Source organism: Cupriavidus sp. MPR-AND1C, assembly GCF_058809705.1.
Genome location: NZ_JBXASU010000007.1, coordinates 28,386 through 44,832 on the forward strand (window position 1 = coordinate 28,386; position 16,447 = coordinate 44,832).

Genomic DNA, 16,447 nt, shown 5'->3' on the forward strand with positions numbered 1-16,447 from the left:
AGGAGTAGAGCATGGATTTCGAATTCACTGACGACCAGGACCAACTGCGAGATGCAGTAAGAAAGTGGGTAAAGCGTAGCTATACGTTTGAGCACCGTCGCAGTTCCGAGAGCAGCGGCGGATTTTCCCCGGACGCGTATTCGGAGCTTGCGGAGCTTGGGCTGACTGGACTTTACGTCCCAGAAGAGTATGGCGGCGTCGGTATGGGGCCGGTCGACGTTATGGTGGTTATGGAGGAACTGGGGCGGGGCATCGTACTCGAACCGCTGGCGCAAGTTCTACTTGCGGGTGCAGTGCTGTCGAACTACGCCGAAGCAAGCGTACGTGCGGCGTGGCTGCCTACGATCGCTTCTGGAGAAAGTCTGGTCGTACTGGCCCAGCAGGAGCGCGCGAATCGTTATCGCATCGATACGTGCGAGACGCGAGCAGTCGAGACGGCGGAAGGTTGGGAGCTTACTGGGAGTAAGAGCCTCGTGCCGGTTGGCGATCATGCTGCTGCGTACATTGTACCCGCCATGATTGCTGACACTCTCGGAGCGTTCCTTGTGGAGCGCTCCGCCCCAGGTGTATTGGTACACCCTTATCAAACTGTCGACGGCTCGCGCGCCGCGGAGCTGACGTTGTCGAAGGCGCCGGGCACGCTAGTCACCCGCGAAGGCCAGGATTGCCTGTCGTATGCCGTGGATCTTGGCATTGCAATGACGTGTGCAGAGGCCGTGGGCGTGATGGACGTAACCCTGGAGGCTCTGGTGGATTACATGAAGACGCGCAAGCAGTTCGGCGTCGCTATCGCGAGCTTCCAAGCGTTGCGTCACCGCGTCGCAGATATGAAGATGAGTCTAGAGCTCGCGAGGTCTATGAGCTACTACGCCTCGCTCAACGTCAACGCGCCGGCGAACCAGAGACGTCGCGCCATGGCACAAGCGAAATATCAGTTGGGCGGGTCGATGCGATTCGTCGGCCAGCAGGCCGTGCAATTGCACGGTGGGATTGGAATGACGGATGAGTATATCGTCAGCCACTATTTTAGACGCCTTACCCAAATGGAATCGGTGTTCGGAGATACGCTGCATCATCTGGCGCAGATGTCGGACTCCATGCATCCCGAGCTTGACAAGGCTGCCTAAGGCGCCGCGAAGAGTAAGTGCTCGATGAATTGCGATGGCGGGTGACCCTCATCGTTTCCGGCAGCGCGGTGGTACATCCTCGCGCTGCTCATAGTATCGGACCGGGATAGTAGCGTAATTGATGCAGACGCAACTTCAGTCACGAAGCCAAGTCGGGATCCATGATATTTTTCTTCCAATTCCAATGAAAGTGACTTCGTTGAGTGGCGAGCAGATAATCATCCGACAAGGCTATTCACGCGTAATTAAAGAGGGGAAGTTCGTGAAGCTCCCCGCTTTTTCTCCTGCGAGTCTGTTCTTGGGCGGCTCTATTTTTAAGAGCTCGCATTGCAGCTTCGATCTGGATGTAACTAGTTATTCTGTGGTGCGTGATCAACCAATGCACGATCTGTGGGATTCCAGGCCGCTTTGGGAGGCAATTTCATTGTCGGTGTTTATGAATCCAAAGGAAGCTTGGAATATTGCAGATATAGCGGATAGTTTGCAGACAACATCCTCGAGAGTCAGGCGGACCCTCTTCAGCCAGGGCAATTGCTTCACGGAAATATGTAACACGCAGCGGCTTATGCGTTCGCTGTTCGAATTGGCAGGACTGGAAAGATCTATACCGGATATTTCGAACAGAATTGGGTGGAGCCAATCCTATGACTTTGAGTCATCTTTCTATAATAGATTTAAAGTTTCGGCAGATGTTATTTGCGGAATGAAATTTTATGCCCGCTAGGCGATCTATTTAGAGGAGCTCTACTGAACGTTTGCCAGCCATCAACCGCTTCGAAAGAGATGGGCGGCCGTTGGGCAGGCCGCCCTCTTTTGCGATGGAAGTACCATCCGCCCCAGCCTCGCGCGCGCAGGCTGCTCGTGCCGCCGTGATGCCGGCGGCCGTTGCCCCGATGACTACGATTTGCTTAGGGGAATCATCAGAGAGCCTCGTGAATCTCGATTGCCAACGCCGGACAGATCCCAGCAGCCAAGCGTGCAGATTTTGTATTGATCGGCCGACGGATCGGCATTCAAAAGAATGACGATTCCGTCATCCTTTTGGTCGAACAGATCCGGCGCATTGACGACGCATTGGCCGGAACCGCAGCATTTTTCGGGATAGATTGTGATTTTCATCGTGATTCGCCGTAGTGGATTTACCAGCTAACGGGCAGTGCCCTAACACCATACATGAGCGAATCGCTCTTGAACGCGAGGCTCTCGATGGGCACGGCCAGCCGAAGATTCGGCAGGCGCTTCAGTAGGGCGGTGAACATGATCTGCATTTCGACTCTGGCGAGAACTTGTCCCATGCACTGATGCGGGCCGTATCCGAATGCGATCTGTGTCCGGGCATCACGGCGGAGGTCAAAGACGTGGGGATCTTTGAACTGCTCCTGGTCGCGATTTGCGGAAATACTAAGCACGACAACGGGATCACCGGCTCGGATCAATTGCCCATTCACGACAACGTCCTCCAGTGCGACACGTCGCGTCCCGGACTGTATGACATCCAGGAAGCGTAGCATCTCCTCCACCGCGTTTGGAACGAGGCTTGGATTCTGGCGAAGCTCTTCCCAGATGTCCGGCCTCTGAAGTAGGAAGAGCACCCCCATCGACGTCGTATTTGCCGTCGTCTCGTGCCCGGCAATCAGCAGAAGCCTTCCAAGCGAGACCACGTCTGTTTCAGTGATATCGCCCTTCCGTACATGATTAACGATAAGGCGACTGAGGATGTCCTCCCCGGGGCTTTCGGATCTCTTCGCCACCAGTTCACGCAGGTATTCGCACAACGCTTGATTCGCGGCGCTAGCCTCTTCCCTCGTCGCGGTGCTCGACGTCATGATCATCGCCTGTTCTTGGAAGAAGTCGTGATCGTCGTATGGAACACCAAGCAACTCTGAGATAGCCAATGCTGGTGTCGCCAATGTAAAGGCGCTAACCAGGTCAGAAGGCTGCGGCCCCATCGCAAAATCTTCCAAGAGCTTGTCCACGATGGCCTGAAGTCGCGGCCGCAGATTCTCGATCTTTCGGATCGTGAATTCGCTGGTCAGCATCCGCCGTTGCTCTGAATGCTTGGGTTCATCCATGGTAATGAAGGTCCGGTTACTACTCCGAACAACCTTTACTGCGGCGCTGGAAGAGGGAAATCCCGGATGTGAGACGTCGGAGCTAAAGCGAGAGTCCGACAAGACAGCGCGAACATCGTCATAACGCGTGACAAGCCAAGCGATCTTTCCGTCCCAAAGCTTACCTTGTGCCAATTCGCCCTTCTGTTGCATCTGGAAGAACACCGGCGGCGGCGCCAAGGGATCTACGCGCTTAGGGGGGAAATCTGGGATTCCGCCGCTGTCGCCCTCAGCGTGAAAAGGACACGCTGATTTCGGCTCGTTCGCAGCCGCATCAAAAGGACAGCGCCCTTCTACCGCGGAAGATGGGTTGGAGGAAGGGGTGGGAGCAGGCGACTCCGTCATGGAAATATCTCCGAGGGCGATTGGTGGCTAATGTTAGGTAGCCTACCTATGTGGCGCAAAGGGGGGTTTACCCTCAACAACAGAATCGAAGGTCGACCCGTAGACATCAGAAGAAAGCGGAGAACCCATATGTGGCGATATGCCCGCCGACGTTGGAGTGCTTGCCCGCCCGCAACACCATCGCCATGGCATTCCAGCGCGCCATGGCGGCCAGTCGGCGCTCGATCGAGGTGTCGCCTGGGTACGGCTGCTCGCCCGATTCGGCAATCGTATTGACGTAGGGCGTCGTGATTGCGCCATGGAAATCCCCGTGTCGGGCCGCGTCCGATTCATGCAGGCGGCCGATCAGGTAGTGGGCGCGTTCGCGGCCTTCCACTTCGGTCACGGCGGCCAGGGCCTCAATCCATTCCTGGGTTTCCTGCGGGTCCACATCCAGCGGCAATACGTGTAGCGGCAACACCGGGGCATTCATCTCTGTCTCCATGGGATTGACGGGGCTTCGGTTCGCATCAGGCCCGGTCGGATAGGCGTGGCCATTGCGCTTCAAATAAATTGCAGTTGCAATCGTCTGGGCATTGTGAGCGCTCTGCGGCATAATTGCAACTGCAACTATTGGAGATACCATGTCGACTGAGAAGCCGGATTTGTGGTTTTCGTTTGTACGGTCGCACCGGGCCTTGATACGTGAGGTGGATCGGCGTCTTGCCGAGGCTGGACTGCCTGTCTACGCGTGGTACGACGTGCTGTGGGGGATTGAAAGCGGGCCGGAGGAAAGCCGCCGGATGCATGAGCTGGCCGATGTGCTTGCCATCGAGCGGTACAACCTGACTCGCCTGATTGACCGGCTGGAGCGTGAAGAGCTGGTGACCCGTATCCGGTCAGAGGAAGACGGCCGCGCCGCGTTCGTGTCCGTCACACGGCAAGGTAAGGCCTTGCGCAAGAAGATGTGGGGCATCTACGAGGCGGCGGTCAAAGAACTGTTTCTGGCCGAGTTCCGGCCGGAAGACATCGGGCGATTTTCTCGTGCGCTGGATGCGGCGGCAGCCAAAGCGGGGTGGCCGAAATAGGTTCGAACTCCCTTTTCGTGCGGTGACGCTTCTGGCTCGCGCCGGAGGGGACGAATGTGTCCGCTTTTTGGGACACGTTCGACTTAGTTGGCAACGGCGGTACCCTGACGCCTCAATCAAAGGTCAGTGGCATGACCGGCGCTTACCGGCCCACCCTAAGCGGACATCAGGATGGAGCAGAGACTGATATCCATTAGGCGCCCCGCATGACTGAAGAATTCCCTCAGAACGTTGTCTGCAACGCTTCATTTAATAGCTGGACAACGTATGCTTCGACCGCTTTGTGCCCGGTGAGGGCCTAGCTAGAGCGACGGCTGAGTTCCGTCCGTAGCGACAAAACGTAGTTTGGCTCACCAACTATTGGGGCGGCGCCGTACTTTCGCGAACTACAAGGTCAGGCTCGAACTCGGTCTGAATGCGTTTGGACCCGCCTTCAATCTGATCAACCAGGTTACGAGAAGTAAGTTCGCCAATCAGAACGGGATTCGAGTGTACGGTCGTGAGTGCGGGCGTCATCAGTTCCGCCATCTGCCAGTCGCCGAAGCCTGTAACTGAGATGTCGCTCGGAACCGATAGTCCCAATGTGCGGCACTCCGCGATCGCTGCCACAGCAACGAAGTCATTGATGCATATCAGGGCAGTCGGCTGTTCCTGATGCGGCAGCGAGTCATTACGCTCGAGACAGGTCCGAACCGCTTGCCGGACGGCAGATGCTTCGTACGGTGTCGGGAGAATGCGGTCGTCGGGTATCGAAATGCCGTTCTCACTGAGGACGTCTTGGATGCCCAGAAGTCGTTGAGAGGAGAGAAATTGAGTCTCTAGTGGCCCTGGGAGGACGGCAAACTTTCGATGTCCCTGTTTGACCAAATAGCTCGTCAACCTGCGCATCGCCAAGCGATTGTCATATCCCACCGTGGGATGCATACCCTCACGATCGACGGCCCACATTAGGACATACGGAATGGCATGCTTGTGGATTAGCGAGAAGACGTCAGGGTGATGCTGTGACCCGATAATGGCGATTCCGTCGACTCTGCGCTCCAAAAGCGCGCGCGCGCAGCGTAGTTCTGTCTCACTGTCGTCCCGGTGGCACGTCAATAAAACGGTGTATCCGAGCCGATCGAGCTGCGCCTCTAAGGTATCGACCGCTTTCGCGTAAAGCTCGTTCATCAGTGTCGGCGCAATGATGCCGACCGATCGCGTGCGCCCTTGACGCAGGTCCCGAGCCGAGGAAGACGGGACGTAGTTGAGGCTTGCGATGGCGTTCTGCACGCGCTCCAGCGTGTCAGGTCGCAGCCGATCCGGCGATGTCAGTGCACGGGAGACTGTTGCCGAGGAAACGCCGGCGAGGAGGGCGACTTGCTTGACATTCACCATATCGGATCAGCGGTTATCTTCAGCCTGGGATATCGGCCGACTGCCGTCATTGTAACGACCTTGGTAGTCCACAGGCAGTTTCCGTCGTCGGGGGGTATCCCGACGACGGACCGGCATTCCCGGTGAGGGCTAGTCGAGCCGGACCTTTGCTGAATCAGCCACGCGCTTCCATTTCGTAACTTCGGTGCGCAGAAACGCATCGAATGCTTCCGGGGTGCCGCCTGCGATCTGCGCGCCTTGAGCCATCAGCTTGTCGCGGACCTCCGGATCCTGAAGGGCTTTGTTGAACTGGCTGTTCATCTTAGCAACGATGGCTGGTGAGGTCCCGGTCGGCACCATAAATCCACCCCAAGAAACGGCTTCGTATCCGCTTATCCCGAGCGCTTCATCTACCGTCGGCACATCGGGCAGTGCCGGCAATCGAGTCTTGCTCGTGACCGCAAGAGCCCTGAGTTTTCCACTCTTGACATGTGGCATTCCAGCAAGCGCGGTGGGAAGGGCAACATTGATCTGCTGACCGAGCACGTCTGTGAGCGAAGGCGCGTCTCCCTTATAGGGAACGTGGTTCATCTTGACGCCAGCCATGGTACTAAGGAGTTCCCCGGCCAGATGGCTGCCCGAACCGTTGCCTGCAGATCCAAAGGTAATCTGTCCTGGCTTGGCCTTTGCTAATGAGACCAGTTGGCGCAGGTCCTTCACCGGCGAATTTGCTGCCGTGACGATAATGAGCGGCACCTTTGTCACCAAGACAACTGGCGTAAAGTCTTTCAGCGTGTCATAAGGAAGTCTCCCGTATACGGCCGGGTTGATGGCATTCGGCCCAAGGTTGGCCATCAGCACGGTGTAGCCGTCAGGCTGCGCCTTCGCAACGGCTTCATTAGCGATGATGCCGTTTGCGCCAGGCCGGTTCTCCACAACAACAGACTCTCCCCATGCCTGGCTAAGCTTAGCGCTTAGGAGCCTGGCGGTCACGTCTGAGGCGCCGCCAGGGGGATATGGAAGAACGACCCGAATCGGCTGGACCGGCCATTCCTTAGCGTGGGCGGCGGCCAGACCGATGGTCAGTGTCACTCCGCAAACGGCTAATGCCCCCGCAATTCGTAGCAATCGATGCATGTCTGTCTCCTTTGAACGTGATCTTTATGGTGATCACTGTGGTCGGGCGGATTACACGTCAGATCGTCCCATCGCGGCGCATTGCCTCAATTTGCTCCACAGACTTCCCGAGCTCATTTTTCAGGATGGTTTCAGTGTGTTCGCCCAGCGCTGGGGGCGCGCGAAGGTAGTCGATACTGCTGCGAGAGAACTTGATAGGGTTCGCAACCTGGGGCGCGCTTGCACCGCTGCTGTGGGGCAAAGAGAAAACCATTTCACGCGCCCGGATATGGGGATCCTCCAGTGCTTCTGGAATGCTCTGGATCGGGCCACAAGGTACGCCGACCGATTCCAGCAGTTTGAGCCACGTGTCTCTCTCTTCTTCTTCAAAGCGAGCCGAGAGCACCTCCACAAGACTTTCACGGTTCTTTAGACGATCCGCATTGCGTCGATAGCGGTCATCATCCGGAAGATTGATTAAACCCAGCGCTTCGCACATGGCTCGGAACTGCCGGTCATTACCGACTGCTACGATCAGAGAGCCATCGCTTGCAGGGAATGACTGATAAGGTGCGAGATTGGGGTGCGCGTTGCCCCAACGACGCGGGTGGCTCCCGCCCACCAAATAGTTCGAGGCCTGGTTTGCCAGCCACGCCACCTGCGTATCCAGCAGGCTCATATCGATGTACTGCCCGCGGCCACTGCCGACTCGCTCAAATAGCGCGCTGACAATTGCAACGCTTGCATACATGCCAGTCATCAAGTCCGATATGGGCACCCCGCATTTTTGCGGGCCGCCACCGGGGACGCCGTCGCGCTCGCCTGTGATGCTCATCAGCCCGCCCATGGCTTGCACCACGAAATCGTATCCAGCCCGCTTGCGGTATGGGCCCGTCTGCCCGAAGCCGGTGATGGAGCAGTAGACGAGCCGAGGATTGATCTCACTCAGGGTCTTGAAGTCCAACCCGTAACGTTGCATATCGCCGAACTTGTAGTTCTCAACGAAGACGTCGCAATCTTTGACTAGCTCGTGCAGCAAATCCTGACCGACCTTGCTGCTGACATCCAGAGTGATCGAACGCTTCCCGCGATTGGCGCAAAGGAAGTACGCCGACTCTTCCGTCGTCGTGCCATCCTCACGAGTAAGGAACGGCGGGCCCCAAGCTCGCGTGTCATCGCCGGTGCCGGGACGCTCAACCTTCATCACGTCAGCGCCCAGGTCGGACAATAGTTGCGTGCTCCAGGGTCCAGCAAGGATCCGGCTCAAGTCTAGGACCTTGATACCTGCAAGGGGGCCTGCCATATCTCCTACTCCTCTTTTTTGAGTTTCTAACTAATTAGCTCGGGTCGAACAGCACGCCAGGGTTCAAGACCTGGTGCGGATCAAAGGCCTGCTTGGCGGCCTTTAGCGCGGTGCAGAACAGCTCCGGCCGTTCCTTGTCGTACCAAGGGCGATGGTCCCGACCAAGCGCATGGTGGTGGGTCACCGTACCGCCTGCGTCCACCATGGCTTGCTCTCCAATGCGTTTGATCGCTTGGAACTGCTCGGGCAATCGAGCCTTATCGCCATAGGCAAACCACGTGAAATATGGCGCAGGGCCATCAGGGTAGAGGTGGGTAAAGCGGCAAGTCACCGAACCCGGGCGGCCGGTAACTTCGCGAATGGCCCGATGCGTTTCTGCCTTGACGTGCGCGTGAAGAGCGGCGAACTTGTCCCACGTGCACGCGGTTTCCATGGTCTCGCGCATGACGCCGCGAGCAATGGCGTACTCGCGCAGGTATGGGCCGCGCAGGAACTTGTTTCGCCAGCTCGATGTCGCAGCGTCCGCACCACCTTGGTTTCCGCTGACCGGATCATCGTCCCATTCGCCGCCGCACTCCGCGCAAATTTCCAGTGCTCGCTTCAGGCGTGCCTCGACCGGGTGGTCGGCGGACTCGAATCCCAGCACGAGAATGTCATAGCTGCCGTCGCTCGAACCCGTGTACAAGGCTTCTTCGCGTTCCACAAGGCGGGCATTGGCAGGGTTCAGTCCAGATTGAGACAGTACCCGTGTGGCCTCGACAGCGCGCGCATAGTCACGGAAACGTACGGTCACCTGCTTGCGGAAGACCGGCCGGCGGTGAAGCTTGACCCACGCCTCGGTAATGATGCCCAGTGCGCCTTCGGAGCCGAGGAAAAGTCGATCCGGATTGGGTCCCGAACCCGATACCGGGAAACGTCGGGATTCAATGGCACCCTGGGGCGTTACCACTCGCATGCTCTCGACGTGGTCGTCGATCTGAGTGAACGCGGTCGCAAAGTGGCCTGCTGCTCGCGTTGCGATCCAACCCCCCAGTGACGAGAACTCCCACGCTTGCAGGAAGAATCGCATGGTCAGGCCGGTGGGCTTGAGCTGTCGTTCCAGCTCCGGGCCAAGGACGCCCGCTTGAATGCGCGCGGCCTGCGATGTTTGGTCTACCTCCAGCACTTTGTTGAAGTGCTTCATGTCGATGGACACCACGCCACGGTAACGATCGTGCTCGGGCGGATTCACGCCGGCCACGACGCTGGTGCCGCCGCCGTACGGAACTGCAGCAACGTTCTGGCGCCCGCACCAGTCGAACAGGTCCACGATGTCCTGCTCAGTGCGCGGGTAGGCGATGACGTCCGGCGGGTTGGAAAATTCCCGGCGCATTGCGCGCGCAACATCCATGGTGCCCGCGCCGTAGGTGTGATACAGGCGGTCGTAATGATCGCTTGTGCAGATTTCGCGAAGCGACGCGGGCAGCTGTACGCGAGGTTTGCGCAGCGAAATTTCTTCGGGCGTCGGAAAAGGTGTCGCTTCGAAGTGCTCGACACCCAGCAAGCGTGTCCACGCTGCCTCGAACTCCCGGATTTCGTCCGGCGTGACGGTGTCACCCTCATAGCCCCACCCGTAAAACTTACGACGACGTTCCTGCATTGTTGCCTCCTGTGTGATGTGGTAATCGATTACATACGTTACGGTAACCTGCATCAGAGACTGTAAATAACCAATGCCAGTACGGTGATGAGGCGAAAACAGCACTGCGTGCAATCGATTACATAAGTTTAGATTGGTGCGGCATAATGTCAAGCAGTTAACGCAGTCGCGGCCATGGGTTGGAGCAGGAGTCGACGAAGAGATCGGATCGCTAAGAGACCTTCCCGCGGCGAGGTCACTGTGGGTTGGAGAGCGACTTACTTGGTGGTCTTCCCTTGCAGGGCGTCACGTACGTCCTTGCCTGAGGACCCAGTGAGTCGATCCTGAGCAAGCAATCTGGGGGCGCTTGCTCGTTGCAGCGTTGGCATGGTGCTCGAGCGACAGAGCAGCAAGAAGTGTGGCCGCTCCCTAGGCCTCAAGCGATGACATGCGGCATATCCGCCCTGGGTAGCCCACCAAACGGAGAGAAGATATGGCCCTGCAACACATCCCGCCCATTCAATGTCTTGTCACCTTCGAGACGGTTGCAAGGCTTCGGAGCGCCACACGTGCCGCCGACGAGTTGTGTGTAACAACCAGCGCCGTGAGTCATCGAATCCGCCAGCTTGAATCTCACCTCGGTGTTGAACTCTTCGGGCGGAGTGACTTCACGCTTTCTGCACATGGTGCAGCGTACCTGGCGAATGTCCGAAGCGGCCTCGCTGCGCTACAGCAGATGCCGGTCAAAAATGGAAAAGCCTCTTCCACGCGACTGCGGGTCGCGGTGACCCCAACTTTCTCCAGGCAGTTCCTGATGCCCAAACTGGAACTGTTCCGCAACAAGTATCCGGACATCGACCTTATCTTGCAGGTCTCCATCCCATTCCTGGACGTCACAGCCGAGCCATCCGATTTGGAAATCCGGTACGGCGCCGGCGGATATGCGGACGTCGATCATCGCGTCGTTCTCTCGGAGGAGGTGGCGCCGGCTTGCAGCCCTACCTATCTCAACGAGTTCGGCCCCTTCGAAGGCTTCGAAATGGCGGGTGAAATCGACCAGGCGCGTCTGATACGTAGCCCGCTTGAGCCTTGGACGACATGGTTCTCCTCATGTGGATTGACGAGAACGGAGCCGCATGTGGGCGCTCAATTCAACGATCTAGGGCTTCTCTATGACGCAGCCGCGTGCGGGTTCGGCGTGGCACTAGTGAGGACCCGTATGGCGCAGTCATGGCTAGAGGGGGGGCGACTCATCCGCATATCGGATCGATCCGTGCCTTCACCGATGGCGCACTACTTATGCTGGGAACCTGGGGCCCTGGAGAGATGGGAGTGCGCCGCCTTTATGGAGTGGCTCACCGACTCGCTAAGTTGAGCGGCCCAAACACGGCAATCAAGTTTTCTGCAACTCAACCGCAAATAACTCTCAACCTGCTATATCGCGTGATTGTCTACAGTCAAGTCATGGCGTCTCGTCGACGCCTTTGACAGAAGTGTATTAGAACCTCCCCACACAATGCATCGCATTCATCGCTCAACGTTTGAGCCTCAGCGCCCGGAAGCAACGCTCCGCCTTGGAGCTGCAGCATCCGTCCAGGCTGATTGCGCGGTTCGCCGGCTCGCTACGGTCGCGCCGTCGCTCCGCACTGATTATCCAATAGACCGGCACAGCACGACGCAGCTTCATCGCACCAGGAGGGCAAAGTCATGAATGCGACGCGTGACGGCTGGTTGGCACATCCTACTGACGCTGAGCGGAGGGAAGCCCGGCGTGCGGAAGTGGTTTCCGCGCTAGAAGGCGTGCTGCCTAGGGACCTTATCCTGTCGCAGCGCGAGGACACCCAGCCATTTGAATGCGATGGCCTTACGGCCTATCGGGCGCAGCCGCTCGTCGTGGTGCTTCCCGAAACAGAAGAGCAGGTTGTTGCCATTCTGCGAACGTGCAAGACGCTCGGTGCGCCCGTCGTGGCTCGGGGCGCAGGCACGGGATTGTCAGGCGGTGCGCTCCCACATGAGATGGGCGTGCTCCTTTCGCTCGCTCGTTTTAACCGGATCGTCAGGGTAGATCCTGTGAGTTGTACCGCAGTGGTCCAATGCGGTGTACGCAACGCCGCAATCAGTGAGGCAGCCGCTACGTATGGGCTGTACTACGCCCCCGATCCGTCCAGCCAGATTGCCTGCACGATCGGTGGAAACGTGGCCGAGAATTCCGGAGGCGTCCATTGCCTCAAGTACGGACTCACGTTGCAGAACGTAATGAAAGTACGGGGATACACCATTCAGGGCGAGGCGATAGAGTTTGGATCGGAAGCCCTTGATGTCCCTGGGCTCGATTTGCTCGGCGTCGTTGTAGGCAGTGAAGGGATGCTCGCAGTGACATTGGAAGTCACCGTCAAGTTAATTCCTAAGCCAGAACTTGCGCGATGCATCGTTGCAAGCTTCGACACCGTCGAAGCCGCTGGTGACGCCGTAGCCAACGTCATCGCGGCCGGCATCATCCCAGCCGGCCTGGAACTGATGGACAAGCCGATGACCGCCGCCGTAGAGGACTTCGTGCATGCTGGCTATGACCTGGACGCGGCCGCAATCCTATTGTGCGAGAGTGATGGGACGGCGTTGGAGGTCGAGGACGAGATTGTGAAGATGAATGCCGTCCTCACCGCCAGCGGGGCCACTCGTCTTGAAGCAAGTCAGGACGAGGCGCAGCGTCTTCGTTTCTGGAGCGGGCGAAAGAATGCATTTCCCGCGACGGGGCGCATGAGCCCGGATTACCTGTGCATGGATTCCACGATTCCTCGCAAGAGTCTCGCTGCGATCCTTCGAGCAATCAGCGAGATGGAGGTGCGCTATGGGCTTCGCTGCGTGAACGTGTTCCACGCCGGCGACGGGAATCTACATCCGCTGATCCTTTTCGACGCCAACAATCCCGAAGAACTGCACCAGGCGGAGCAATTCGGCGCTGAGATTCTGGAAACAAGCGTCACGCTTGGCGGGACGGTGACCGGAGAGCACGGTGTGGGCGTGGAGAAGCTGAACTCAATGTGCGTTCAGTTCTCAGGCGCAGAGCGAGAACAAATGTTTGCGCTGAAACGTGCATTCGATCCGCAATCGCTCTTGAATCCTGGGAAGGTAATTCCGACGCTGCATCGATGTGCCGAATATGGTCGCATGACTGTTCGGCGTGGGATGCTGCCGCATCCAGAAATCCCGAGGTTCTAGAATGACGACGATCCCCACGGAAGTGTCTCATCTGATTGAGACAGTCCTGCATGCAAGAAAAACGAAGACCTCTCTCAACATCGTTGGCGGCGGTACGAAATGCTTCTACGGTGAAGAGCCGTCGGGTGAACCGTGTGATGTCCGGCGCCTCAGCGGAATTTGCAGCTATGAACCGTCTGAGCTGGTTGTCACCGCTCGTGCAGGCACACCGCTAGAAGAACTTGAGGCCGTGCTGGCCGAGCACAATCAGTACCTTGCCTTTGAGCCGCCACGCTTTGCTAAAGGAAGTACTGTCGGAGGAGCGGTCGCGGCAGGTCTGAGCGGGCCAGCACGCGTCGGGGTAGGGTCCATTCGGGACTTCGTTCTCGGCGCGACCATGATTAACGGCAAAGGCGAGCTTCTGACATTCGGCGGGCAAGTGATGAAGAACGTTGCCGGTTATGACGTTTCGCGTCTCCTGGCGGGCTCAATGGGAACACTCGGTGTTATCTGTGAGGTCTCGCTGAAGGTTCTGCCCATTCATTCATCGAGGATCACCCTGTTCATTGAACGCGACGAAGCAGGGGCGTTGTCTCTCTTAAACGGGCTGACTCGGCAAGCATTGCCAGTCAATGCGAGTGCCTGGCACGACGGAAAGCTGTTCCTCCGACTGAGTGGTGCAGCCTCTGCTGTCACGGAAGCCAGAAAGCGTTTGGGCGGGACTGAGCTGGAACCAGACGAAGCGTTGTCCTGGTGGGATGCCGTCCGCGACCACCGCCACGACTTCTTTTCACAGAGCGACGCGCCTCTCTGGCGTGTTTCCGTTCCGGCAGTCTCCCAACCCTTCTTGGCCGCGAATCAGCTTATTGAATGGGGTGGTGCATTGAGATGGCTATACACCGACGATCCCATCGAGGACGTTCGGGAAATGGCGTCATCGCTTGGTGGTCACGCCACGCTGTTCAGGGATCCGCATCATAGGAGCGGCGTGTTCACGCCACCGAGCGATGCGCTCTTCGAGATTCATCGCAATCTCAAGCAAGCGTTTGATCCCGATGGCATCTTCAATGTTGGTCGACTCTACCCCGGCCTGTAAGGGGCTCCATATGCAGACAAAACTAAGTCATGAGTTTGCCAACACTCCAGAAGGGGCGGAGGCCGAAGAGATTCTGCGCAAGTGCGTGCATTGCGGCTTTTGTACGGCAACGTGTCCGACTTACCTGCTTCTGGGCGATGAACGTAACGGACCCCGGGGACGCATCTACTTGATGAAGCAGTTGCTTGAGGGGGAAGAGGTCACAGCAAGCACCCAACAGAATCTAGACCGCTGCTTGACGTGCCGGAACTGTGAAAGCACCTGTCCCAGCGGTGTCGAGTACGGCAAGCTAGTTCACATTGGGCGGAAGCTAGTCGATGAGCGAATTCCTCGTCCGCCAAAAGACCGCGCGGTGCGTTGGCTGCTGCGTGAGGGGCTAACTTCGCCATTGTTCTTGCCGGCCATGAAGATTGGCCGAATGGTTCGGCCGCTACTTCCTTCCAAGCTCGCCAACAAGCTTACGCCGAGCAGACCTGCGGGTCAGCGCCCAACGCGCCGCCACGCCAGGAAAGTGCTCATGCTCGAAGGTTGTGTGCAGCCGGCGATGATGCCGAACATCAATTCTGCGACCGCGCGGGTACTCGATGCAGCCGACTTTCAGGTTGTAAGTGTTCCTCGAGCCGGTTGCTGTGGCGCGATCCGGCTGCACACCGGAGATCACAAGGGCGGCCTCGATGATATGCGCAGAAACATCGACGCCTGGTGGCCGGCGATTTCCAGCGGTGAAGTCGAGGCAATTGTCATGAACGCGTCCGGCTGCGGCGCGACCGTGAAGGACTACGCCGACTTGCTAAAGCATGACGCGGAGTACGCCGAGAAGGCAGCTCGGGTTAGCGAGTTGACCCGCGACCTGAGCGAATTGCTTCCTGAACTTCTGCCAAGACTGCGCGGCAAAGTCAAAGCGTGCGACAAGCCGGCCTTGGCGTTCCATCCGCCGTGCACGCTGCAACACGGCCAGAAGCTGCGGGGAGTGGTGGAGGAGCATCTGGGACAGTTGGGCTTTTCCGTTCATCGTGCCAGCGTGGAGAGTCACCTTTGTTGCGGCTCAGCCGGCACCTACTCCGTTCTGCAGCCCGAAATTTCACTCCAGCTCAGAGACCGCAAGATCGAGCATCTGAGCGAGAAGCAACCTGACTGCATCGTGTCCGCGAACATCGGTTGCATCCAGCATTTGCAAAGTGGAACGCCCACGCCAGTAAAGCACTGGATCGAGGTACTGGATGATGCAATCGAGCCGGCAGTCCAACCAGAGGAACAAGTATTTATCTAGCGGCAGGGCAAGAAACGGCGTCGAAGTCGGCACGGGCTGCGAGAGCGGCCCATGCAGTAGTGTTTCGCCTCCTGCAAGTAACGCGGTCGGCGAAAAGTTAGTCACATCAAGATAAGAGGAGCATTTTGTGGCGATCTATCGAATTGGAGAGAAAGAACCGACAATTCATCCGAGCTCGTATGTATCCGAGCATGCGGTAATCATCGGCGACGTGGAAATCGCCGAAGACGTGTCCATCTGGCCCGGCGCTGTGATCCGCGGCGACAATGAAAAGATCACGATTAGGCGAGGCGTGAACGTCCAGGAGGGGGCTGTGTTGCACACCGATCCTGGCTTTCCCGTCGAGGTAGGCGAGATGGTCTCCATTGGACACCAGGCGATGCTTCACGGTTGCAAGGTCGGAGCACGTAGTCTGGTCGGCATTCAGGCTGTGATCCTGAATGGATCCGAACTCGGACAACAATGCCTCGTGGGGGCCGGATCCTTGATCGGCGAGCGCAAGAACTTCCCGGCAGGAGGCTTGGTCATGGGCACACCTGCAAAGCAGGTACGTGAACTAACGGAGGAAGTCAAAGCTGCGATCGAGAAGAACGCTGACGACTACATTAACAAGGCGAAGACGTACAAGAAGGACCTGGTCAAGCTGAGTTAGCAAGCTCCGCGCGTCGGCGGATCAAGCGTCGACGCCTTGAGACGAGAGCGCCAGCCAGCGCCTCGTCTCGTCATCCCTCTCCATCAAGATTGGTGCTCCGGCCATCGCGAACGAACGCGACAAGGCCCGGCCTTGAGTTGCTACCCGGCCACAGGCACAGAACCCCTTCACGCGCCGCCGCTGTCTGC

At 57.9% G+C, this 16,447-nt stretch carries 14 protein-coding genes and 1 pseudogene; 8 read left to right on the forward strand and 7 right to left on the reverse strand.

The features are described from left to right. Window positions 1-11 precede the first annotated feature (11 nt). Together AC1RWI_RS06430 and AC1RWI_RS06435 are read left to right on the forward strand one after the other, a co-directional pair. Window positions 12-1,127 carry an acyl-CoA dehydrogenase family protein gene (locus AC1RWI_RS06430; protein WP_043355352.1) on the forward strand — a complete coding sequence of 372 codons (1,116 nt, stop codon included), beginning with the start codon at window positions 12-14 and terminating at the stop codon, window positions 1,125-1,127. A gap of 121 nt (window positions 1,128-1,248) precedes the next feature. Further along, on the forward strand, window positions 1,249-1,851 hold the full coding sequence (locus AC1RWI_RS06435; protein WP_124684263.1) for a helix-turn-helix transcriptional regulator: 603 nt from the start codon (window positions 1,249-1,251) through the stop codon (window positions 1,849-1,851). Window positions 1,852-2,024: 173 nt separating this feature from the next. Here AC1RWI_RS06435 and AC1RWI_RS06440 read toward each other — a convergent pair whose 3' ends face one another. The 3 genes and pseudogenes from AC1RWI_RS06440 to aceE all read right to left on the reverse strand — a co-directional run. Next, window positions 2,025-2,246: a ferredoxin gene (locus AC1RWI_RS06440; RefSeq protein ID WP_196765233.1), complete on the reverse strand. Its 222-nt coding sequence runs from the start codon at window positions 2,244-2,246 to the stop codon at window positions 2,025-2,027. Between the two features lie 20 nt (window positions 2,247-2,266). Further along, complete coding sequence (locus AC1RWI_RS06445; protein WP_081201625.1) at window positions 2,267-3,583, reverse strand: cytochrome P450; 1,317 nt, start codon at window positions 3,581-3,583, stop codon at window positions 2,267-2,269. Between the two features lie 109 nt (window positions 3,584-3,692). Then, window positions 3,693-4,055 (reverse strand): annotated as a pseudogene (aceE, locus tag AC1RWI_RS06450) (pyruvate dehydrogenase (acetyl-transferring), homodimeric type); the annotation flags it as partial. A gap of 151 nt (window positions 4,056-4,206) precedes the next feature. Between aceE and AC1RWI_RS06455 the strand changes: the two are divergent. Beyond that, window positions 4,207-4,650, forward strand: a complete 444-nt coding sequence (locus tag AC1RWI_RS06455; protein ID WP_043355349.1) for a MarR family winged helix-turn-helix transcriptional regulator — start codon at window positions 4,207-4,209, stop codon at window positions 4,648-4,650. Between the two features lie 357 nt (window positions 4,651-5,007). On the opposite strand, the gene AC1RWI_RS06460 is transcribed toward AC1RWI_RS06455, so the two are convergent. The 4 genes from AC1RWI_RS06460 to AC1RWI_RS06475 form a co-directional block, all read right to left on the reverse strand. Next, on the reverse strand, window positions 5,008-6,027 hold the full coding sequence (locus tag AC1RWI_RS06460; RefSeq protein ID WP_043355348.1) for a LacI family DNA-binding transcriptional regulator: 1,020 nt from the start codon (window positions 6,025-6,027) through the stop codon (window positions 5,008-5,010). A gap of 129 nt (window positions 6,028-6,156) precedes the next feature. Continuing rightward, on the reverse strand, window positions 6,157-7,143 hold the full coding sequence (locus tag AC1RWI_RS06465) for a Bug family tripartite tricarboxylate transporter substrate binding protein (protein WP_043355346.1): 987 nt from the start codon (window positions 7,141-7,143) through the stop codon (window positions 6,157-6,159). Window positions 7,144-7,201: 58 nt separating this feature from the next. Further along, window positions 7,202-8,425 carry a CaiB/BaiF CoA transferase family protein gene (locus tag AC1RWI_RS06470; RefSeq protein WP_043355344.1) on the reverse strand — a complete coding sequence of 408 codons (1,224 nt, stop codon included), beginning with the start codon at window positions 8,423-8,425 and terminating at the stop codon, window positions 7,202-7,204. Window positions 8,426-8,459: 34 nt separating this feature from the next. After that, the gene (locus AC1RWI_RS06475) at window positions 8,460-10,064 is read right to left on the reverse strand and encodes an FAD-binding oxidoreductase (RefSeq protein WP_043355342.1); all 1,605 of its coding nucleotides are present in this window, start codon (window positions 10,062-10,064) and stop codon (window positions 8,460-8,462) included. Window positions 10,065-10,536: 472 nt separating this feature from the next. On the opposite strand from AC1RWI_RS06475, the gene AC1RWI_RS06480 reads away from it, so the two are divergent. From AC1RWI_RS06480 to AC1RWI_RS06500, 5 genes are all read left to right on the forward strand, one after another. Beyond that, a complete protein-coding gene (locus AC1RWI_RS06480) occupies window positions 10,537-11,418 on the forward strand; it encodes a LysR substrate-binding domain-containing protein (protein WP_043355340.1) in 882 nt (293 codons plus the stop codon). Window positions 11,419-11,750: 332 nt separating this feature from the next. Continuing rightward, window positions 11,751-13,262, forward strand: coding sequence for an FAD-linked oxidase C-terminal domain-containing protein (locus tag AC1RWI_RS06485; RefSeq protein WP_043355338.1), 1,512 nt, complete (start codon window positions 11,751-11,753; stop codon window positions 13,260-13,262). Window position 13,263: 1 nt separating this feature from the next. Next, window positions 13,264-14,337 carry a glycolate oxidase subunit GlcE gene (gene glcE / locus AC1RWI_RS06490; protein WP_062794395.1) on the forward strand — a complete coding sequence of 358 codons (1,074 nt, stop codon included), beginning with the start codon at window positions 13,264-13,266 and terminating at the stop codon, window positions 14,335-14,337. 10 nt (window positions 14,338-14,347) lie between these two features. Further along, a complete protein-coding gene (glcF, locus tag AC1RWI_RS06495; protein WP_043358198.1) occupies window positions 14,348-15,607 on the forward strand; it encodes a glycolate oxidase subunit GlcF in 1,260 nt (419 codons plus the stop codon). A gap of 127 nt (window positions 15,608-15,734) precedes the next feature. Next, a complete protein-coding gene (locus AC1RWI_RS06500; protein WP_043355330.1) occupies window positions 15,735-16,259 on the forward strand; it encodes a gamma carbonic anhydrase family protein in 525 nt (174 codons plus the stop codon). The last annotated feature ends 188 nt before the right edge of the window (window positions 16,260-16,447 follow it).